The 19132-nt window shown below is 69.2% G+C and carries 23 protein-coding genes and 4 pseudogenes; 20 read left to right on the top strand and 7 right to left on the bottom strand.

Going from position 1 to position 19132, the window contains the following annotated elements:
• Positions 1–118: 118 nt before the first annotated feature.
• Together ACIQCZ_RS11150 and ACIQCZ_RS11145 are read right to left on the bottom strand one after the other, a co-directional pair.
• Entirely contained in the window at positions 119–673 is a 555-nt protein-coding gene (locus ACIQCZ_RS11150) for a DUF2231 domain-containing protein (protein WP_402281456.1), read from the bottom strand.
• 252 nt (positions 674–925) lie between these two features.
• Positions 926–1297, bottom strand: a complete 372-nt coding sequence (locus ACIQCZ_RS11145) for a hypothetical protein (protein WP_402281455.1) — start codon at positions 1295–1297, stop codon at positions 926–928.
• 452 nt (positions 1298–1749) lie between these two features.
• On the opposite strand from ACIQCZ_RS11145, the gene ACIQCZ_RS11140 reads away from it, so the two are divergent.
• Complete coding sequence (locus tag ACIQCZ_RS11140) at positions 1750–2184, top strand: ester cyclase (RefSeq protein WP_402281454.1); 435 nt, start codon at positions 1750–1752, stop codon at positions 2182–2184.
• Between the two features lie 233 nt (positions 2185–2417).
• Here ACIQCZ_RS11140 and ACIQCZ_RS11135 read toward each other — a convergent pair whose 3' ends face one another.
• Complete coding sequence (locus ACIQCZ_RS11135) at positions 2418–2840, bottom strand: VOC family protein (RefSeq protein WP_402281453.1); 423 nt, start codon at positions 2838–2840, stop codon at positions 2418–2420.
• A 139-nt stretch (positions 2841–2979) separates the two neighbouring features.
• On the opposite strand from ACIQCZ_RS11135, the gene ACIQCZ_RS11130 reads away from it, so the two are divergent.
• Together ACIQCZ_RS11130 and ACIQCZ_RS11125 are read left to right on the top strand one after the other, a co-directional pair.
• Entirely contained in the window at positions 2980–3969 is a 990-nt protein-coding gene (locus ACIQCZ_RS11130; RefSeq protein ID WP_402281452.1) for a helix-turn-helix transcriptional regulator, read from the top strand.
• Positions 3970–3980: 11 nt separating this feature from the next.
• Positions 3981–4346: pseudogene (locus ACIQCZ_RS11125) on the top strand (IS5/IS1182 family transposase); the annotation flags it as partial.
• An 11-nt stretch (positions 4347–4357) separates the two neighbouring features.
• On the opposite strand, the gene ACIQCZ_RS11120 reads toward ACIQCZ_RS11125, so the two are convergent.
• A complete protein-coding gene (locus tag ACIQCZ_RS11120; RefSeq protein WP_402281451.1) occupies positions 4358–4750 on the bottom strand; it encodes an ester cyclase in 393 nt (130 codons plus the stop codon).
• Positions 4747–5163, bottom strand: a complete 417-nt coding sequence (locus ACIQCZ_RS11115) for a DUF3224 domain-containing protein (RefSeq protein WP_402282143.1) — start codon at positions 5161–5163, stop codon at positions 4747–4749. The genes ACIQCZ_RS11120 and ACIQCZ_RS11115 overlap by 4 nt, the downstream gene beginning before the upstream one ends.
• 278 nt (positions 5164–5441) lie before the next feature.
• Here ACIQCZ_RS11115 and ACIQCZ_RS11110 point away from each other — a divergent pair, with 278 nt between their 5' ends.
• Positions 5442–5921, top strand: a complete 480-nt coding sequence (locus tag ACIQCZ_RS11110) for a hypothetical protein (protein WP_402281449.1) — start codon at positions 5442–5444, stop codon at positions 5919–5921.
• A gap of 254 nt (positions 5922–6175) precedes the next feature.
• On the opposite strand, the pseudogene ACIQCZ_RS11105 reads toward ACIQCZ_RS11110, so the two are convergent.
• Positions 6176–6634, bottom strand: a pseudogene (locus tag ACIQCZ_RS11105) (PfkB family carbohydrate kinase); the annotation flags it as partial.
• Between ACIQCZ_RS11105 and ACIQCZ_RS11100 the strand changes: the two are divergent.
• Both ACIQCZ_RS11100 and ACIQCZ_RS11095 read left to right on the top strand, forming a co-directional pair.
• Positions 6623–6954 (top strand): annotated as a pseudogene (locus tag ACIQCZ_RS11100) (transposase); the annotation flags it as partial. The pseudogenes ACIQCZ_RS11105 and ACIQCZ_RS11100 sit on opposite strands and share 12 nt — an antisense overlap.
• Positions 6955–7107: 153 nt before the next feature.
• Positions 7108–7488, top strand: a complete 381-nt coding sequence (locus ACIQCZ_RS11095; RefSeq protein ID WP_402281447.1) for a hypothetical protein — start codon at positions 7108–7110, stop codon at positions 7486–7488.
• Between the two features lie 39 nt (positions 7489–7527).
• On the opposite strand, the gene ACIQCZ_RS11090 is transcribed toward ACIQCZ_RS11095, so the two are convergent.
• Complete coding sequence (locus ACIQCZ_RS11090) at positions 7528–8448, bottom strand: NADP-dependent oxidoreductase (protein ID WP_402281446.1); 921 nt, start codon at positions 8446–8448, stop codon at positions 7528–7530.
• A gap of 901 nt (positions 8449–9349) precedes the next feature.
• On the opposite strand from ACIQCZ_RS11090, the gene ACIQCZ_RS11085 reads away from it, so the two are divergent.
• The 14 genes and pseudogenes from ACIQCZ_RS11085 to ACIQCZ_RS11020 all read left to right on the top strand — a co-directional run bounded on the left by ACIQCZ_RS11085 (position 9350) and on the right by ACIQCZ_RS11020 (position 19081).
• Entirely contained in the window at positions 9350–9760 is a 411-nt protein-coding gene (locus ACIQCZ_RS11085) for a VOC family protein (RefSeq protein WP_402281445.1), read from the top strand.
• 309 nt (positions 9761–10069) lie between these two features.
• Positions 10070–10591 (top strand): helix-turn-helix transcriptional regulator, encoded by a 522-nt coding sequence (locus ACIQCZ_RS11080; RefSeq protein WP_402281443.1) that lies wholly within the window; start codon positions 10070–10072, stop codon positions 10589–10591.
• Complete coding sequence (locus tag ACIQCZ_RS11075) at positions 10591–11256, top strand: glyoxalase (protein WP_402281441.1); 666 nt, start codon at positions 10591–10593, stop codon at positions 11254–11256. Before ACIQCZ_RS11080 ends, ACIQCZ_RS11075 begins: the two co-directional genes overlap by 1 nt.
• A 56-nt stretch (positions 11257–11312) precedes the next feature.
• Positions 11313–11798 (top strand): iron chaperone, encoded by a 486-nt coding sequence (locus ACIQCZ_RS11070; protein WP_402281440.1) that lies wholly within the window; start codon positions 11313–11315, stop codon positions 11796–11798.
• A 782-nt stretch (positions 11799–12580) separates the two neighbouring features.
• The gene (locus tag ACIQCZ_RS11065; protein WP_402281438.1) at positions 12581–13306 is read left to right on the top strand and encodes a dienelactone hydrolase family protein; all 726 of its coding nucleotides are present in this window, start codon (positions 12581–12583) and stop codon (positions 13304–13306) included.
• Positions 13307–13345: 39 nt separating this feature from the next.
• Positions 13346–13792, top strand: a pseudogene (locus ACIQCZ_RS11060) (helix-turn-helix domain-containing protein); the annotation flags it as partial.
• 355 nt (positions 13793–14147) lie between these two features.
• A complete protein-coding gene (locus ACIQCZ_RS11055) occupies positions 14148–14594 on the top strand; it encodes a hypothetical protein (RefSeq protein WP_402282183.1) in 447 nt (148 codons plus the stop codon).
• 183 nt (positions 14595–14777) lie between these two features.
• The gene (locus ACIQCZ_RS11050) at positions 14778–15218 is read left to right on the top strand and encodes a DUF6083 domain-containing protein (RefSeq protein WP_402281435.1); all 441 of its coding nucleotides are present in this window, start codon (positions 14778–14780) and stop codon (positions 15216–15218) included.
• 150 nt (positions 15219–15368) lie between these two features.
• On the top strand, positions 15369–15641 hold the full coding sequence (locus ACIQCZ_RS11045) for a DUF6225 family protein (RefSeq protein ID WP_402281434.1): 273 nt from the start codon (positions 15369–15371) through the stop codon (positions 15639–15641).
• Positions 15642–16148: 507 nt separating this feature from the next.
• Positions 16149–16502, top strand: a complete 354-nt coding sequence (locus tag ACIQCZ_RS11040) for a hypothetical protein (RefSeq protein ID WP_402281432.1) — start codon at positions 16149–16151, stop codon at positions 16500–16502.
• Entirely contained in the window at positions 16502–16858 is a 357-nt protein-coding gene (locus ACIQCZ_RS11035; protein WP_402281430.1) for a hypothetical protein, read from the top strand. The genes ACIQCZ_RS11040 and ACIQCZ_RS11035 overlap by 1 nt, the downstream gene beginning before the upstream one ends.
• Entirely contained in the window at positions 16842–17549 is a 708-nt protein-coding gene (locus ACIQCZ_RS11030) for a hypothetical protein (RefSeq protein WP_402281428.1), read from the top strand. The genes ACIQCZ_RS11035 and ACIQCZ_RS11030 overlap by 17 nt, the downstream gene beginning before the upstream one ends.
• A 452-nt stretch (positions 17550–18001) precedes the next feature.
• Positions 18002–18523, top strand: a complete 522-nt coding sequence (locus tag ACIQCZ_RS11025) for a MarR family winged helix-turn-helix transcriptional regulator (protein ID WP_402281427.1) — start codon at positions 18002–18004, stop codon at positions 18521–18523.
• A gap of 93 nt (positions 18524–18616) precedes the next feature.
• A complete protein-coding gene (locus ACIQCZ_RS11020; protein ID WP_402281425.1) occupies positions 18617–19081 on the top strand; it encodes a hypothetical protein in 465 nt (154 codons plus the stop codon).
• Positions 19082–19132 lie beyond the last annotated feature (51 nt).

Here is a 19132-nt window from a genome sequence, read left to right as displayed (position 1 = left end):
CGGCCCGGGTAAGAGCCGGTTCGTCCAGTGTGACCACCCTCGGCGCGGCCCCCTGACGTCCGTCCGGTCGCCACGCCACCCGGCCGGCCGGGCTGCCACCAGCACGACTGCTGCCGCATCACCCCCTGCCGCCGGACCCGCTCGTCGAGAAACTGCCATACCAGACCGCCTTCGCACCCGATTCACCGATCCGATACACGTCCACGACCGCGCCGACGGCCACCACCAGGACGATCACCAGCACCGCGACGCGCACCGCAACGGAAGAGGCCGGCCGAGCCACGGCCGACACCCAGCTCTCGGCGGGGCCGTCGGCCGCACCGCTGCGGCCACGCTCCCAGCGGGAGCCGGCCCGGCTGAGCAGCCAGACGATGACCGTCAGCACGAGCAGGGCGATCACCCACGGAGTGAGCCCGGAGCCCATCTCGGCGTGCTCCTCCAGCAGCGCACCCCCCTGCACCCGCGCCTCCAGCCACTCGCCGGATTGGGTGGTCAGCACCACCAAGGCAAGGGTGATCAGCCCCAGTACAGGCAGCACCCAGCCGAGCCGACGCGCCGCCGATGGCCACAGCGTGCAGACGACGAGTGCCAACGCCGTCAGGGGGACCAGCACCACTGCGCCGTGAACGAAGAGGGGATGGCCAGGAAGGCCGTTGATCAGCCCGACATTCACGAGATCTCCTTCAGCGGGCCTGTGACATGTCACGCCAATTTATTGCGTTTCAGGCATTGCGTGCGCAGATATGTCCGTGTACGGGGGGCGTGCGCACGTATGGAGCAGTGCCCGGAGCCTTCATCTTCCTGGGAGAAATGCAGCCGCAGGACGTGTGCAGTCCGTAGAGGCAGGGCTCAGATCGATGAGTTGATCGGGGGCGAGGCCCCCGCGGGCGCGGGTCGAAGTCCGGTAGCCGGCTCCGATGGAGGCTCAGCCGTTCTTGCCCAGGCAGAGCAGGACATGTTCGGTGCCGCTCTCGTAGTAGTTGGCAACCACACCAGGGACGCCGAAGCAGTCGGCCGGCTTACCGTAGGTCTTGCTCTTCAGCACCTTGTACTGTGCGTTCGGATCCGAGCAGGCGAGGACGTGGACGTCGGGCTCGCTCTCCGTGCCCTTGTTCTGCACACAGTCGCCGACCTTGGCGGCGGAGGGCGTCCCCCCGCTGAACCAACCAAGGAGGGCGGCCACGAGCAAACCCACCAGCAGGACGCCGCAGGCTCCCAGGGTCAGCAGGCACCCACAGCCCTTCCACGGACTGGACTGCGAGCCAGGATCCTTCGGCTGGGCAGGAGATACGGTCACGGGGTCCTCATGTCCAGTACCAGGTCGCTATGTGATGGGCAGCCATAATAGCGATCGCTTCATGCACGAGGACGGCCTCGGAGAACAGCGGTCAGCCACTGGTACTGAGACCACCTCCGCTTGATTCCCGGCAGGGGCCAATCGGGATGCGCCGGCCGGCGGGGCAGCTGCATGCTGCATGCCGAGTCGCTGACCCGCGCGGCGGCTCGGACCACGCTCAGAGAGCTGCCGGGTCCCGCCTCTGCGCGGCCGTCGTCGACCGCGTCGCCTTCGGCGACGACATCATCGAGACCGGCACCGACTCCTCATTCGTTGCTGACGAATCGTGGGAGCCAGGCCGCTACTCGCATCGCGTCACATTCCCGGGGGGTGTGTCGTCCTACTGCGGAGAAGCCGTACTGCTGAGACACCGTCCAGCGCGCGGCGAAGGAACAGACCAGAGGAGAGACCGCATGTCGACAGCCCGGGCAACGAGCAACGCAGCGACACTCGACCGATTCCACTCCGCCGTGAACAGCGGCGACCTGGAAGTCATCTCGAAGGCCATCGACGAGTTCGTCGCACCGGACATGCTCTTCCACGCGCCGGTACCGATGGACGCGACGGGAGCAGAGGCCCTGAAGCGGGTGTGGGAGGTGCTCCTGAGCGCGTTCCCCGACATCCACGTTGCCGTCGAGGAGACGATCGCGGAGGGCGACAAGGTCGTCTCCAGGAACACGGTGACCGGGACCCACCGGGGCGAGTACCAGGGGCTGCCGCCCACCGGAAAGACCGTCACCTACAACGAGATCTTCATCTTCCGCTTCGCCGGCGGGCGGATCGCCGAGATCCGGGGCATCGTCGACGTCCTCGCGCAACTGCGCCAGCTCGGGGCCCTTCCGTCCTGACGAGGGCTGCGGGACAGCCCTTGGGTTTCGGCACCGCAACTGCTACCGAGAGGTCCTGGTCACTCATGCCACTTCAGCGGTTCTCGCCCTGATCCGGCGATCAGTTCGTTCACGGGCTCCGGGGTAGGCGGAAGACAGCAGCGTTCACTTCCCATATGTACCGACTGCAGTCGGCGTCACTGATGCCGAGAAGCGGGCGGGGCGGGTACCGCAGGGTGCCCGCCCCGGGTGGGTCAGCCGTTGTAGGGGGCAGTGACGTCCAGGACCCAGGTCACGCCGAAGCGGTCGGTGAGCATGCCGTACAGCGGCGCCCACGCCGCGGGCTCCAGTGGACGCAGCACCTTCGAGCCGTCGGCCAGACGCTGCCACAGGGCGCTGATCTCATCGGCGTCCTCGCCGCGCACGGACACGAAGAACGGGTTGGCGCCCTGTTCGTACGGCATCGCCGAGGGGACGTCGTAGGCCATGACGTGGAAGCCGTTGTCGGCGACCACCTCGCCCCACATGACCTGGTCCGCCTCGCTCTCGTTCTGGACGTTGCCGGCGTCCTTGTAGGTCACAACGACGGCACGCCCGCCGAAGACGGACCGGTAGAAGTCCAGCGCTTCGCGGGCAGCGCCGCGGAAGTTCAGATGCGTGGTGGTGGTGACGGACATGGCCTGCTCCTAGCCTGATATGTGCCGACTGAAACGATCACAGTCACGACGGGGCGAAATGCCCTGATCCGTGATCTGGGATATACCGTGCCACCCATAGAGGACAGCTTGTGTCCTCTACTTCGGTCATCATGAAGACATGCAGAAAACGTCCTCGCGGCTCCTCACACTGCTCTCCCTGCTCCAGACCCGCCGGGAATGGAGCGGAGAGGACCTGGCCGAGCGGCTGGAGGTGACCGTGCGCACCGTTCGCCGCGACGTCGGCCGACTACGCGCCCTGGGCTACCCCATCGCAGCGGCCAAAGGGCCCGCCGGCGGATACCGCCTGCAGCCCGGAACGCATCTGCCTCCGCTGCTCTTCGACGACGAACAGGTCATCGCTCTGGCCGTCGCCCTGCAGAGCACCGCCCACCCCGCGATCGCAGAGGACGCCGACCGCGCACTCGCAACGATCCGTCACGTACTGCTCCCGCGCCTACGGCAGCGCATCGACGCACTCCGGTTCACCACCCTCCGCCCACCCGAACAGGAGACCTCGGCCACCAAGGCTCTTGACCTGCTCACCACCTTGAGCACCGCGATCCGGCGCCGCGAAGAACTACGCCTGGACTACACCCCGCACCTCGACGCCGCACCGCAGCAACGCCGTGTGCAGCCACATCACCTCGTGGCCTGGCGCACCCACTGGTACCTGCTGGCCTGGGACCTCGACCGCGACGACTGGCGAACCTTCCGCACCGACCGCACGACCCCACGTACTCCAACGGGCCCGCGCTTCACCCCACGCCAGGTGCCGGGCCAAGACATCGCTTCGTTCGTCACCAGCCGGTTCCGCGGATCCGATGGCACCGACGCCACCTGGCCCTGCCAAGGCGAGGCAACCCTGGATCTCCCCGCCACAGAGGTCATCCCCTACACCTCCGACGGCATAGTCGAACCCCTCGGCCTCGCACGATGCCGGCTCATCACCGGGTCCTGGTCCTGGACCGCACTCGCCGCCGACCTGGGCCGCTTCGACGCGGACATGCACGCCATCAGCCCGCCAGCCCTCCGCCAGGCCTGCACCACGCTCGCCCGGCGCTACGCCAACGCCGCAGCCCCGCGTGTGGAGCGAACGCAGGGAGCCTGATTGATGCACCCAAGTGCCGCCCGCCGGCATTGCTGCTGACTGTGGGACAGGCGGCGGACGGCCCGCAGTCCGTCCCCGTCCGGAAGAAGGTGCGGGTGCGCGGGCCTGGCGGCCGTCCCCGCACCCGGCCTGACGCGGTCGCCCGAGACAAGGCCCACTTCTCTCGTGGTAATCGCGCCCACCTGCGGAAGCGCCGCATCGAGGCGGTCGTCCCGGAGAAGAAGGATCAGGCTGCCAACCGGAAGATGAAGGGCAGCAGGGACGGCGGGCCCGTCGACCATGACACCGAGCACTACAAGGAACGGAACACAATCGAACGCACGATCAACGGAATGACGGCATGGCGAGGCATCGCCACCCGCTATGACAAGACCCCCGGGTGCGCTCCCTAAGCGCTGTCCCGTATCCCGTCAGCCGGCCTGGCGAGACTGGACAGCCCCCACAACTCGGCGATCAGGCCGTGCTGAACTCGGAAGATCTCCATCATGGTGGATGCAGGCTCCGCGCCGTTCAGCACGGAGTTCGAAAGCCCGCGCAGCACCGAACGGACGGCGACCCGGTCGCGGTCCACAAGCATGTCCTCGACGGAGACCTGAATGTCGGGATGGGCTGCGAACATCCTGGCCCAGGCATCTGCGACAGCCGCGATACCAGCCGCTCTCAGCGGGTGACTCACGAAGTCCGGTGCGAGGATCGTCTCCAGGGCGGCCAGGTCCCGGCCATTGAATGCCTCGTACATGCGCAGGCCGACAGCCCTTGCTTCATTCGCTTTGCCTGTCATCGACCCACTTCCAACTCGTAGTCGAACCAGATCCGATGCGTTCCATCGGCGTCGACGGCCATTCCTCCGGCACCAAAGATCCCGGCCAGCTCTTCCGTGCCGCTCGCGGGCACGATGGTGAAGAACTCCGCAGTGCGATCGCTGCCGGACGTCGTCGCCGAGTGCACGAAGTTGAAGGCGCCGGCCCGGCCGCGCAGCGAGCCTTCGAACGATTCCATGGCCACATAGGTGCCCACGCCGGTCGTCTGGTCGAAGGCAGCGGTGAACAGGGTCGCCGAGCGACCGGCAATCGCGCCTTCGAAGTGCTTCTCCATCGTCGCGACACCCACCGGAAGCCCGGTGGACACAGCCGGGTCCGGTTTCAGCTCAGTCGGTACGAACGCTTTGACAGTGAACGTTCCTGTAGCTCTCATGGCATGACCGTATCGGCGCGGTCTGACATCGCCCTCCCTCTGGATGGCGAAGGCCGAAGCGCTCACAGCCTGCTCCACTCTCCATCGTGCACCAGGCGGTTGGTCCGCAGCGCGGACGGCTGGGTCGGGATCTACCGACTCACCTCCGCCGCCAACCGCAATCCGCGGTTGATCACGACTCGATACGCGCCCTGAGGCGTTTTTCGAAAGTGCTGTTCACAGTCATTCGTAGCGAAATCCGCTGGTGCCGGCGCACCGGTTTGGACAAGCTGCGAGACATGGACTGGACGCCCCTGCTCTCCACACTGACCGGTGCCGTCATCGGCATCGCAGCCACTCTGATCGCCGACCGCAACCGGGGGCGGCGGGAGGAAGCCAGGCATGCTCTGGAAGTACGGCGCGAGGTTTACACGGAGTATGTTTCCGCCCTCAAAGCCGCGGGTGAGGAGATACGGGCCGTCGCCCTGGGCGACCACATGTCCGAGTCGGCACGCGACGCGGCGGTGCGGGAGGCCGTGCGCGGCACCGGCATCTACACGGCGAGCGAGCGCCTCTGGCTCGTGGGCCCGCCGCAGGTCGTGGTGGCGGGGAACGAGGCGTTCCACTGCCTGCGCGCGATCCGCGACGCCTATGCCCGTGGAGTGGCTGTCGGCTCCGCCGACGACGCGCCCCTGATAGAGCGGCGACGCAAGGCCATGGCGCAGATGCGTCGCCTCATGCGTGAGGACCTGGGCATCGGACCCCTCGGAATCGAGTGATGTGTCACCAGCCCTGAGCTCGTCCCAGCGTCGCGAGGTCCCCGCCACCGTGCTGGTCGCAGTCATTCGTCGAGGGCCGCGACCAGCACGGTCGCCTCGTGGCGGACGGCGGGCTTGTCGCACCTCGTTGCCGCTGCTCGATGGCGCTTGGGACGGTTGATGCCGCACTCCACCGCATGGCGCCCTTCGTGATCCGCGGCGTCGGAGCCCCAACACCCCACTCACGTCGAGAGATCCGGGAAACTGCGTCCAGGTCACCCGCCTCCCGCCCACTCCTCGGGAGTCGTGTCCAGCAGCGCGGCGAGGCGGGCGCGGTCCGACAGCGGGCCGTGGCCGCCGGTCACACGCAACGCGGCGCCCGCCGTGAGGTGCCCCAGCCGCAGTATCCGTACGGTGACCTCGCCGCGCAGCAGCCCGACGGGGAACCCGGCCGCGAACGCGTCACCGGCGCCCACCGGTTCGACGACTGCGACCCTGGGCGCGGGCACGGTGTGGACGTCGGATCCGTCGCAGGCGGTGGCCGCCCGCGGTCCGTCCTTGACGACGAGAATGCGCGGTTCCGGCAGCAGGTCCCGTACGGCGAAGGCGTCGCCCAGTCCGTCTCCCCACAGGGCCTGTGCCGCGTCGAGGCCGACGAACGTGATGTCTGCCCGTCGGACGAGCCCGAGCAGGACGACGGCCGCCGTCCCGTCCGGCCACAGGGCGGCCCGGTGAGTGCCTTCGGCGCCCCCGACCGCCTCGCCGGCTTCGGCGGAGTCGCCCGGTTCCCCGCGGATCCGGCAAGATCAGCGGGAATCTGCGGCGCCCTCAGCGATACAGCCGCAGACTCCGGCGCGCCTTCTGCACCTCGGCGCTGTTCAGCATCCGAAGGCGCAAGGAGCCCCGGCGGATATACGACCGCAAGCGAGCCGAGGGCAAGCGCAATACCCAGGCCGTCCTCGCCCTGACCCGCCGTCGCGTCAACGTCCTCCGGGTCCTTCTACGCGACGGACGGACCTATGAGCCCCTGCCGCCGGCGGCGCTTGCAGCGTGACGCCTCTGTCGTACAGCCGATCTGCCGGGTCAGCGGTGACGGTCGACAGGCGGGCAGGCCTGCGGGAGTATCCGCTTGCGGCATCCGACGGTGAGGGGCCCGGTGATCACTCAAGGAGTAAAGGTCACGGCGCGGTGCGACGACTGCGGTGGCGTGCTGATACTCGACGTCGGCCAGAGCATCGACCACGGGCAGTTGTGGTGGGGCACCGAAGGCCCATGCACTGCCTGCCCCAACGGATGGTGCGAGCAGGACACAGGCGGAGCGACGCCTGACGAGATCAGGAATGCCCTGCTGGCAGAGCACGGGCCCGCACGGCTTCGCCTCGCGGACGACGAGTCGAGCCTCGTCCCCGTCTTGCGAGTCCTGCGCGAAATGCTCCACCTGTCCCTGGGCCGGGCACGGGTGATGGCCGGCGCGCTCCAAGAGACCGGCCTGGTTGGCACGCTGGTCGAGATGGAGCTCATTGCCGACGGGCTGCAACGCCGATCAGTCGCTACAAAGATCGAGAGGTGCGAGACATCGACCGACTGAACCCCCACGCACCCAACCAGAACGGCTCGACAAACGGCATTAGGAATCGGTGACCCGGATGATCGTCTTGCCGGGGATGCGCGTGGCGGGGGCGAATGCGGCGGGTGCTTCGGCGAGTGGTCGCACCGCACCGACGACCGGCTTGAGCCGGCCGTCCCTGAGCTGCTGGGCGAGGTCGGTGAGCCGGGCGCGGTCGGGTTCGACCACGAAGAAGACCGCCCGCCCGTCCTTGGGCTGGACGTTGGGCGGCATGGCGATGGTGACGAGCGTGCCACCCGCGCGCACCAGGGTGGCCGACCGGTCGAGGATGTCCCCGCCGATCACGTCGAACACGACGTCGACCGCACCGGCGTCCTCCAGCTTCTCCGTCTGCAGGTCCAGGAAGGTGTCGGCGCCCAGGGCGAGCGCCCGGTCCCGGTCGGCGGACCGGCCGGTGCCGATGACGCGGGCGCCGGCCTCGCGGGCGAGCTGCACCGCAATCGAGCCGACGCCGCCGACGGCGCCGTGGATCAGGACGGTCTGGCCCGTGGTGAGGCGGCCGTGGTCGAACAGGCCCTGCCAGGCGGTCAGCCCGGAGATCGGCAGCGCGGCGGCCACCGTGTGGTCGATGTCCGCCGGCAACGGAGCGAGGTTTCGGGCTTCCACCGCGGTGTACTCGGCGAGCGTGCCGTTGCGGGCCCAGTCGGCCAGGCCGAACACCCGCTGGCCGACGCTCAGGCCGGTGGTGCCGTACCCCAGCTCTTCGACGACACCCGACAACTCGTGTCCGGGCACGCTCGGCGTCCGGTCGCGGCCCGCGCGATCGGTCCAGGTGCCCGGCCAGTCGAGCTCTCCGGGGGTGAAGCCCGCGGCGTGCACCCGCACGATGACGTCGTTCTCGGCCGCGTGGGGGTAGGGCATGTCCGACAGGGACAGCCCTGCGGGACCGGCGTCACGATCCCGAGCAATGATGGCTTGCATGACAGTCCTTACTGGGAGTGAGGTTCCCTCTGCGCGGGAGGTGCTGACTGGCTGGTCAGAGGGGGTTGACGGAGTTTCAGGTGAACTGGCTCGGCCACTGCCTGGTCGGCGTAGTGCATCTCCTCGAACTCGATGGGACTGAGGTAGCCGAGCCGTTCCTGGATGCGGCGGGGGGGTGTGGAAGCCGTCGGTGCACTCGGAGAGCGCGCGATCGGCCTCGGCTCTGGCGGCTAAAACACGACCGCGGATGCACTCAGTCTTGACCAGCATCCCGAGTTTCTCCGCCAGGGCGTTGTCGAACGATTTCCCGACCGAGCCCTTGGATCCCTGGATTCCGGCCCTGACCAGGCGTGTTGTGAGATTGACGGACGTGTATCGGCAACCGTGGTCGGCGTGGTGGATGAACCGACCAGTGGCGACCTCGTGGCCGGCGCGAGCGTATTCCGGCGAGCTCGGGTCCAGGTCGGCGTCCGTGCCCGCTGTACCGATGTTCCCCAAGGCCGTATCCGGGCAGGATCACCGCTACGGGCTTCAGTTTCCTGAACATCTACGAGTGGTGTCGGGCAGGGTGGCAGGCTGTCGCGGGTGACGGAGTGGTTGAAGAAGTTCCGCCGCGATTGGCGTGCGTCGGCGCGGGTACGGCGGGCCGCGTGGCGGCTGGAGCAGGCCGAGCGAGAGCGGGACCGGGTCCTGGCTGCCGCCCGGCACGAGAAGGTCTCCGTCCCGAAGGGCGCCGAGGCGGCGCGGACCAGCTCCCCGGGAGGGCGGCTGACGGGGTGTCGGGTGCACTGTCGCGGGAGGCGAGCTCGCTCCGCGTGACATGCCGTCAACGTCCGGGCGTGTCCGGATCGATCAGGAATCGAGAAGCGTGGCTCACAAAGCCGCCTCTAGCCTGCTCGCCATGGACATCACCATTCACACGACTTCTCTTCCGCACGACGACCCGGACGCGTCGCTCGCCTTCTACCGCGACGTCCTCGGCTTCGAGGTCCGCAGCGATGTCGGGCAGGGCAGGATGCGCTGGATCACGGTCGGCCCGGCCGGTCAACCGGGCACATCGATCCTTCTGGCGCCGCCTGCCGCCGATCCCGGCATCACCGAGGACGAGCGCCGCGTGATCACCGAGATGATGGCCAAGGGCACCTACGGCTGGGTTCTGCTGGCCACCCCGGACCTCGACGCCACGTTCGAGAAGGTGCAGGCCGGTGACACCGAGGTCGTCCAGGAGCCGACCGAGCAGCCGTACGGCGTCCGCGACTGCGCGTTCCGTGACCCCGCGGGCAACCTGGTCCGCATCCAGGAGCTGCGCTGAGCCGTGCGGGTGCCGATGCGGCCGTGCGGGCCGACATCGCGACCAACCATGAGAAACGCGGCGGCGCACCGGGGCGGAAGTTTCTGCCCTGCCCGTCGCCCGCCAGGGCCGGGTCCGGGTCCTCGTCGAACCGGCCATGAGCCCGGACTCCGTCCTGCTGCTGTCCGGCAGTTGCTCGACCGGCCGATCGAGCCCGGCGGGCCGGTCCGCGCCACCGGGCGTCTGGGGGTGCCTGCCGAGGCGGGGCACCCCCAGACGCCCGAAGACGTCGATGGAAATGGAAGATGAAAAACAAAGGGGACGGTTCTCATGTGTAAGCCTGAATGGCGGCGTGCACGCGTCCAGGCGCAGCGCCTGGCTGATCTCACGCGGCTGCGCCGCGTCCGCGACCGGATCGACAGGGAATACGCGCAGCCGCTGAACGTGGAGGCGCTCGCCCGTGATGTGAACATGTCCGCCGGGCACCTGAGCCGGCAGTTCCGGGGCGCCTACGGTGAGTCGCCGTACGCGTACCTGATGACGCGTCGCATCGAGCGGGCGACGGCGCTGCTGCGGCGGGGCGATCTCAGCGTCACCGAGGTCTGCTTCGCGGTCGGCTGCGCGTCGCTGGGCACGTTCACCACCCGTTTCACCGAGCTGGTCGGCATGCCGCCCGGGGTCTTCCGGCGCCAGGCGGCGGGCGTGGCGGCCGACCATGCCGATGTTGCGGGTACGGCCCGCGAGGCGGGGTCGGCGATCGAGGTGGAGGGGATGCCGGCGTGCGTGGCGAAGCAAGTCTCAAGACCGGTCAGGATTCGAGAAGCCCCGGCGGCCGCTCAGCCCCTAGCGTGATGGTCATGGCAACCACCACTTCCACCGCAGCCAACACGTCCCTCGCGTCCGTCACCCTTGAGGTGGCCGACCCCGAGGCCGCCCGCCGCTTCTACAGCGCCTTCGGCGTGGACACGTACATACGCCTGCGGGCGTCCGAGGCACACTCCACCGGATTCCGCGGCTTCGCCCTGGCGCTCACGGTGTCCGGGCCGGCCACCGTCGACAGCTTCGTCGGTGCCGCCGTGGACGCCGGCGCCACGGTGCTGAAGCCCGCCGCGAAGTCGCTGTGGGGCTACGGCGGCGTCGTCCAGGCCCCGGACGGGACGATCTGGAAGATCGCGACCTCGGCGAAGAAGGACACCGGCCCCGCCACCCGCGAGATCGACGAGATCGTCCTCCTGCTCGGCGTCGAGGACGTGAAGGCCACCAAGCAGTTCTACGTCGGCCGGGGCCTGACCGTCGCCAAGAGCTTCGGTGGCAAGTACACCGAGTTCGCCCCCGGTCAGTCCAGCCCCGTCAAGCTGGCGCTGTACAAGCATCGTGCCCTTGCCAAGGACCTCGGCGTCCCCGCCGACGGCACCGGCTCGCACCGCATCGTCCTCGGCAGCACCGCCGACACCTTCACCGACCCGGACGGTTTCGCCTGGGAGGCTGCCGCGCCGCTCGCCCACACACCGTCCTGACTCCCGGCCCCCACAGCCCCGCCCCGCCTGATCCTGCACGAGAGGAAACCTGCCCCATGCCGTCCACGAAGTCGCCCGCCGAGGACTCCGGAACGACCACCGAGAAGTACAACGGATTCACCGCCGAGGAGCGGGCCGCGATGAAGGAGCACGCACGCGAGGAGAAGAAGGCGGCGGCGCGGCGCGGTTCGTCCCGGGCGGAGAAGGAGGCGGCGGCGGAGCGGGACGTGCTCGCGAAGATCGCCGAGATGCCGGAGGCGGACCGCGTCCTCGCCGAGCGGATCCACGAGATCATCAAGACCGCCGCTCCGTCCCTCGCGCCCAAGCTCTGGTACGGGATGCCCGCGTACGCCAGAGACGGCAAGGTCGTCTGCCATTTCCAGAGTGCGGAGAAATTCAAGTCGAGGTATGCCACGCTCGGCTTCAGCGACCAGGCGGCACTCGACGACGGCGCCATGTGGCCGACCGCCTACGCGGTGAGGGAGCTGACCGCGGCCGACGAAGAGCGCATCAGCGCGCTTGTCAAGAAGGCTGTGGGCTGAGGCCGGCCGGGACAGAACCGGCGGCGAAAGTGACCGGGCCGTGGAACCGTGAAGAATGTGCACACGCTTGGCACAACGCGTCGCCACGGCCCGGCCGGTTCCGCAGGAAGGCGAGCCGGAACGCGCCAGTTCTGCCCCTCACCGACGCGCTCAGCCCGCCGATGCTGAGGCGGACGCTGGGAGCTCGGCTGGGACACACACGAGAGGTACGGCCGACCTGAAGAGCCGGCCGACCTGAACCAGGAGTTCATGACGGTTCAGGAGACAGCCTTTCTTCTCAGGTGCAGCCGTCCCTACCATGCGGCGGCGTCTGCAGGCCCTCGGCATCAAGAGCGAGCCCGGACGTCGGATCTTGACCAGCAAGCAGGACCGGCCCGACATCCATAACGCCCCCAGGGTCACGCCGCAGAAAACCCGCCGCTAAGACCGACCGGCAATTGGGGGGCGGCGTCGCGGGGCTGGGCACGCACATCTGCGGCGTTGTCGTCGGTCAACAATGCTCCGCGTTGCCTCCCTCCTCCGCCTTGCAGACGCACGCACCCAGCCCCGCTCCTTCTTCCCCCCCCATTTGCCGGCCGGTCTAAGTGGTCGGCTCTGTAAATCCTTCGGGGGTTGACTCCGGAACCTGTGTCGTGCGTGGTGCCGGGGCAGGTGTTGCCGTGGGAACGGGAGTTGTGACGGATCTTGTGAGCCACCGCCGCATTTCAGAGGGACACCCGCGCTGTTCTGCCAGCGGCGAACCCCGGCCCGACCGGACTCGACGATCACTACAGTCCAATCTCATGACGACGATTACCACGCGCACGGTCCAGTACCCGGCCGACGGTCTGACGATGGTCGGGCACCTCGCGCTCCCGGCCGGTGTCGGCCGCCGGCCCGCGGTGCTGCTCGGACCAGAGGGCATGGGGCTCAGCGACGTCGAGCGCCACCGGGCCGATGCTCTCGCCGAACTGGGATACATAGCGCTGGCCTTCGACCTTCACGGCGGGCGCTATTTGGGTGACCCCGAGGAGATGCTGGCCCGTTGCCTGCCACTGCTCGCCGACCCCGACCGGATGCGAGGCATCGGCCACGCGGCGCTCGACGTGTTGCGCGCCGAACCGCGGACCGACCCCGACCGGATCGCCGGTATCGGCTACGGCACCGGGGGCGCGATCGTGCTGGAACTCGGGCGCGACGGCGTCGACCTGCGCGCGATCGGGACAGTCAACGCAACTACCACGGGCCGACCGGGCGAGGCGGCGCGCATTCGCTGCCCGGTATGGGCCGGGGTCGGGTCGGAAGACCCGATCATGCCACCCGCGCAACGGAACGCGTTCACCGCTGAGATGCAGGCAGCGGGCGTCGACTGGCGCCTCGCGGTCTACGGCGGCGCCCTTCACGCCTTCCACCACCCACCGGTCGACCACCCCACGGTCCCCGGCGTCGGCTACCACCCACAGCACGCACAGCGAGCCTGGCGCGACGTCGTCGACCTGCTCGCCGAGTGCCTGCCCGTGACGGAGTGATCTGGTCAGTCCCAGCTCGGGCGCCCGCTGACCGCCGCGATGCCTGGGCTCCACTGCCACGGCGGGCAGGGAAAGCTGCGGCTCGCCAGTGATCCGCTTCGGCCGATCGGCTCGCCCGCCATACCCCTCCGCACTGCCTGTCCGATAGCCCCGAGTGCCGCCGAAGGCGCGCGACTGAAGACGATGGCCTACGGCCACAAGACCGAGCACCGGCTGCGGGGGCGTGCACAGGTGGTGCTGCACGCCGCGTGCGAACGCTCCAACGCGCGTATCGCCCAAGAGACGGGGCTGCACCTGGACACCGTGCGCCGCTGGCCTGGACGGTTCGCCGAACAGGGCTTGCCCGGGCTCAAAGACCGTCAACGCTGCGGCCGCCCGCCGGTGTTCACACCGCTGCAAGTCGCCGAGGTCAAGGCGCTGGCCTGCCGGCTGCCCGCCGAGAGCGGAGTGCCGCTGTCCCGCTGGTCATGCCCGGAACGGGCCTATGGGGCCACCCGGCAGGGCATCGCTGCGTTCGTGTCGGCGTCCACCGTGCGCCGCTGGCTGGCCGACGACGCGCTCAAGCCCTGGCAGCACCACTCCTGGATCTTCATCACCGACCCCGACTTCCGCGCCGAAGCCCAGCGTGTGCTGGACCTGTACGCCCGCACCTGGCAGGGCACCCCGCTCGACGCCGACGAGTACGCCATCAGCGCCGACGAGAAGACCTCCATCCAGGCCCGCTGCCGCTGCCACCCCACCCTCGCCCCCGGCCAGGCCCGCGCCATGCGCGTCAACCACACCCACGGACGCGGCGGCGCCCTGGCCTTACCTCGCCGCCTACGACGTCCACCGGTCGAAGGTGTCCGGCCGCACCGAGCCGCGCACCTGCATCGACCCGTTCATGAACCTGGTCACCCAGGTCATGACCCGCGCGCCCTACGCCAGCGCGAAACGCGTGTTCCGGGTCGCGGACAACGGCTCCGCCCACCGTGGGCAGAAGGCCGCCGACCGCCTCACGGCAACATTCCCGAACGCGGTGATGGTCCACACCCCCGTGCACGCCTCCTGGCTGAACCAGGTGGGGATCTACTTCTCCGTCGTCCAGCGCAAGGTGGTCACACCCAACGATCTCACCGACCTTGCCCAGGCCGAGAACCGGCTCCGAGCATTCGAAGACCGCTGCAACGCCACAGCACAGCCGTTCCAGTGGAAGTTCACCACCTCCGACCTGGACGATCTACCGGCCGGACTCGACCGGCACACCGCCGATCATCAAGAAGAATCCTCCGTCGCGCCGGCGGCGTGATCAACCCCCGAAGGACTTACGAACTCGACCACTAAGTGACCGTTCCGGCCCACCCGGCCGCGCCCCCTGCGCCCATACGAGCCCCGTGTGGCGCCTGTGAGCACGCCAGGCAGGTTCTCCCCCACCCGGCACGACCGGATCACGCCCTACCCGCGCTGACGGCCCGCCCGGACCCTGTGAAGCATGGGGGACACCGGAACACCGCAGACCGCCCAAGTGTGGGCCGAACTCCAGCAAGCCATCGACGACGCCCAAGGCCGCGATGACGGCGCCATCCCCGGCCCCGAACCCGCACCCGCCTGCCCCGACTGCGGACTTGCCGGCGACATCCACCCCACCCACTACCGACAGTGGATCCGCCTCGAGCCCGAAGACCCCGAACCCCTTGCCGCGCACACCATCCCGCCCCGACAGCGCTGGCACATCGACCCGGACGGCACCGCCTGGAACTCCCAGGACACTGAACCTCGGCCGGGGCAGACTTGCCGGATCAGCCACCACCTCGTCTGCCCCCGCACCGACCGCCCCGACCTCGCCAGGTGGCTGACCGCCCGAACCGCGGCAAACGAGGAACGCTGTGTACTCCTGCAGGCCCAGCTACGGGTACAGGGCGACGTCGCCTGACCGGCCCGGAGCCGTGTGCTGCGGCTGGGCTCACCCACCTCCGGTGACATGTTCTTCACCCCGGCCCCCTGTACCCCGGATCAGCGCTCTGGCCCGAGGTACAGCCGTGTCATCACCAGAACCCCCGGCCCGGTCCTGCATCCTGAGCCAATGGCCGAAACCTTTGACCACGCCCCGCAGGTATGGAACGCCGCACAGCTCCGCGAAGCGATCAAAGACCTGCCCGACGACACACCCATCCACATCGGTATCGCCGAGGACCCCGGCGATTTCGACGGGTACCGCGAATCCGTCCTCGTTGACGCCCACCACGTCGAGAATTGGTGGCCGGCCACCTTCGATGCACCGGAACGCACCGAGAAAGAGAAGGCGATCACCTTGTTCGCCGACTGGACGCCCGGGGAGTACGACCTCCTCGACTGAGCGAACCCCGATCGGCTACTGGGCAGTGCTTGCCCAGCCGATCCACGCCACGAGGCCCTGTACTGCTGCCTGCTGCTGGGTCGGCCGCTTGTCCCGGGTGTCGTCCGCCGAGGCCGACAGGACGATGAGTCTGGCCAGGGTGAGGCGTTTCTGCGCCTCTGGGTGACCGAGAGGCGGTTTCTGCGCCTCTGGGTGACCGACCGGACGTGTTGGCGGAAAGCACTTCGATCCATGTGCCGCTCGTCGAGTTCAGGATCGGCGTCGTGCTGCGTCGGGTACGGAGTAGCGGCGGCCGGGCAGGACGGGGCAAGTGTCGCCGCAGCCGAGGCTGCTTGAAGCGTACGAAGACCGGGCTGTCGTCATCCACATTGCCGGGTGCCGGAAAGCAGTCACGCGGGCCGTCTGCCGTACTCGGTAGATGAGGGGGCGCGTCTGGGCGGTCATCATGATGAGCCGGTGGCGGTCTGGCGTTCTGAGGTCCGCGGGAAGCAGGAGAGGGAGGCGCGGATGCTCGGGGCCGTGACCGAGGTGTTCGACAGGGCCGTGGACCTGCTCGTCGTGGCCTTGGGGCTGGGCTGCGTGTGGCTGGGTTGGCGGGCCGTGTTCCGACCTCGCCGGCCACCGGAGCCGATCCAGGGGCCCGTGTGGGTGGTCCGCGCCTGGGGGCTCGGCTTTGTCCTGCTGGGGATCTCTCTCGTCGTCGAGACGATGACCCTGATGGCAGGCGGAGAGCCGGGGTGGCCGGCGAGCGTGATGCGCTGGGTCGCCGGGCCGCTCGTGGTCGGCTCGATCGTGGCGGCCTGCGCCGCCCGGTGGCGGGAACGCCGTCGGACCCGGACCGTGAATGGGCGGCGGCCGTAGTGGACCGGGCCATCTCCTGGAGCGAGGCGACGCTCGTGGCCGCGGTCTGCTGGGTGGTCAGCGGCCTGGGTTGCACCGTGAGCGCCGCCCTCGACGAGCCGCAACTGTCCGTGGCTCCCCTCATCGGGCTGGGGCTTGTGCAGTGGTTCTGGGCGCGCCACCGCTCCTGGCCGGCAGCGGTCGCGGCGGGCCCCGCGGGGGCTGTCGTGCTGTTCGCTCTTGTCGACGTCCTGCGACCGGAGCTGGGCCGGTATGTCGCGGACGCGCTGTCCACGGGGGCCGCGGCGACCGTCTCCGTGGCCGTGCTCACGCTGGTGGGGCGTAGAAGGGGACGCCTTCATGACGCCGCACGCTGATCCGCGCGTTGGCCACCGCCTCAGCCTGCCGCCCGAGCCGGGTGCTGTGCGGCGCCGTACCGTCTGGCACCGCGGATGGGGGCTGTGCGCGGCTCTGCTCGGCATCACGATGCTCCTCCTCGGCGTCACGGGGCTGGCCGCCATACCCGACCTGATCGAGGACGAGAAGGCGTTTCGCACCGCGACCCCGTGCACTGCCCTGTCCTCTCCCCGCGACGACTGCCTGCGCTCGTACGACGCGACAGTGACCCGCACGGTGATCAAGGAACAAGCCAAGTCATCGCAGTACACGCTGTACCTGGACGGCCCGACGCAGGTGCCCCGCAGCATCGACATGGGCGCCTCGGAGCCGCTGCTCAAGCGCCTGCGCCCCGGTGACAACGTAATGGTCACCCTCTGGCGGGACTACGCGCCCGCGGTACGGCAGGGAAAGATCTCCCAGGAGACCGCCGACACCCCACAGGGGGAGCCGGCGTTCGTGTGCGCGCTCGCCCTGGCGGTGCTCTCCGGCGGCGCGTACGGCCTGTACGCGGGAGGCACAGCCCTGAGCCGAGCCCGGCGCCACGCTGTGCAGGCCCTGCCCGCCACACTAGTGACGCGGGGCAAGGAAGCGGCCGGAGCAGCCCTGTGCACACTTCCGGCCCTGGTAGTAGGCGACTTCACGAACGTTCCGGTCATGCTGGTGGTATAGCTGGGGCTGCTGCCGTTGGTCCGAAGGGTCGTGCACCGGCAGCAGCAGCGCAGTACGGGACGGCACGCCCGGCCGCCCGTGTCCACAGCCTGACGGATCCACGGGCCCTGAATACCCCGGGCCGTCTCACGCCGTCACAGCCTTGCTGCACAACGGCGAGGAGCGGAGCGAGGCGTGGAGCGGTGCGGGTCGGCGCGGATCGGACGGCCCGGCAGCGGCAGCGGCAGCGGCAGCGGCAGCGGCAGCGGCAGCGGACGGAGAGCAGCAGACGGCGGACCGGGGCTTCGACACGAAGGCGGAACGAGTGGAAGCCGGGCGACCAGACACCGTCGCCGTCGGCGAAGAGGATCGACGCGCCTTCGGGCACGACAGGTGTCGTCGGCGGCGCACTTGGTTCACGGTGGCGACGCGACAACTTGACTGGCGGATAGTTAGCCCCCATATTACTTCGCATGAGTGACGAGGACGCGAACCCCGGCGCCGCACCCACGCTCGAACAGGCGCGGAAGCAGATCGAACGGTACGGGCTTGATGCCGACCCGCAGGCGGTGCTTGTCGCGGTGCGGCTCATGGCTACCGGGGCCCGTCTGGACCGGGCGTCCGAAGTACACTTCTCGCGCTCCGGGCTGTCGACCGGACGCTACCGCCTACTCGTGGAGCTCGAGGACAGCGGCGGCGAGAAGTCGCCGTCACAGCTCGCGAAGAGCCTTGGCGTCTCGCGCGCCACGGTGACCGGCCTGGTCAGCGGGCTTGAACGGGAGGGCCTGGTGGCTCGCCGCGCCTCCACGGAGGACGGGCGGGGTGCGGTGGTCGTCCTCACCGCGCGCGGCGCCCAGCAGCTGCGTGACATGGCCGCGGACCACTTCGCACGCCTTGAGGCGCTCGTCGGCGGACTGACCGCCGACGAACGCGGACTGTTCCTGGACCTCCTGGAGCGGATCACTCGGCGGATCGGCGCATTGACCGCCGAATAGCGCCACCGCGCTCCGCGAGGAGCGGCCGCCGACCCGACGGCATCACTCACCATGCCCCAATAGTTAGCTTCCTAATTATTTTTGAGGAGTCCCATGAGCAGTCCCCCGCGCGGAACCGCCCCACGCGGTACCGTCACGCGCACGTTCACCCTCTGGAAGGAAGTCGCGACCGCCTACCTGGGCCCCGCGCTCACCGCCGGGCTCGGCGGAGTCCTCAGCGGCCAGTCCGAACTGACCACGGCTGCCTTCACCTCCATCGGGGTCACCTCGGCCCTGGTGGCCTGCGCCGTCGGCGCGTGGCTGCACCGCCGTGGCCGGCCCCTCCGCTGGACGACCTCGGCGCCACGGCCGGTACTCGCCTTCGCGCTCACCGTTGCAGCGGCCGGAATCGGCGGCCTGGCCGGATGGTTCGCGTCCGATTGGCTGCCGTCGCACATACCGGTACCTGATGCCGGATGGCTGGAGCGGCTACGGATCGACCTGCCGTTGTCGGCCGCCCTGGCCACCGCCATCGTCACCTGGCGATGGCACGGCACGACATCCCGGCAACAAGGGTGACCCTGCCCTCCCCACTCGTTTCTCAGAACCCTTCATCTACGAAAGGCACAT

The organism is Streptomyces sp. NPDC093149 (assembly GCF_044754145.1).
Classification (GTDB): domain Bacteria; phylum Actinomycetota; class Actinomycetes; order Streptomycetales; family Streptomycetaceae; genus Streptomyces.
The sequence above is the reverse complement of the archived record's forward strand: the minus strand, read 5'-3'. Positions and strand labels throughout refer to the sequence as shown.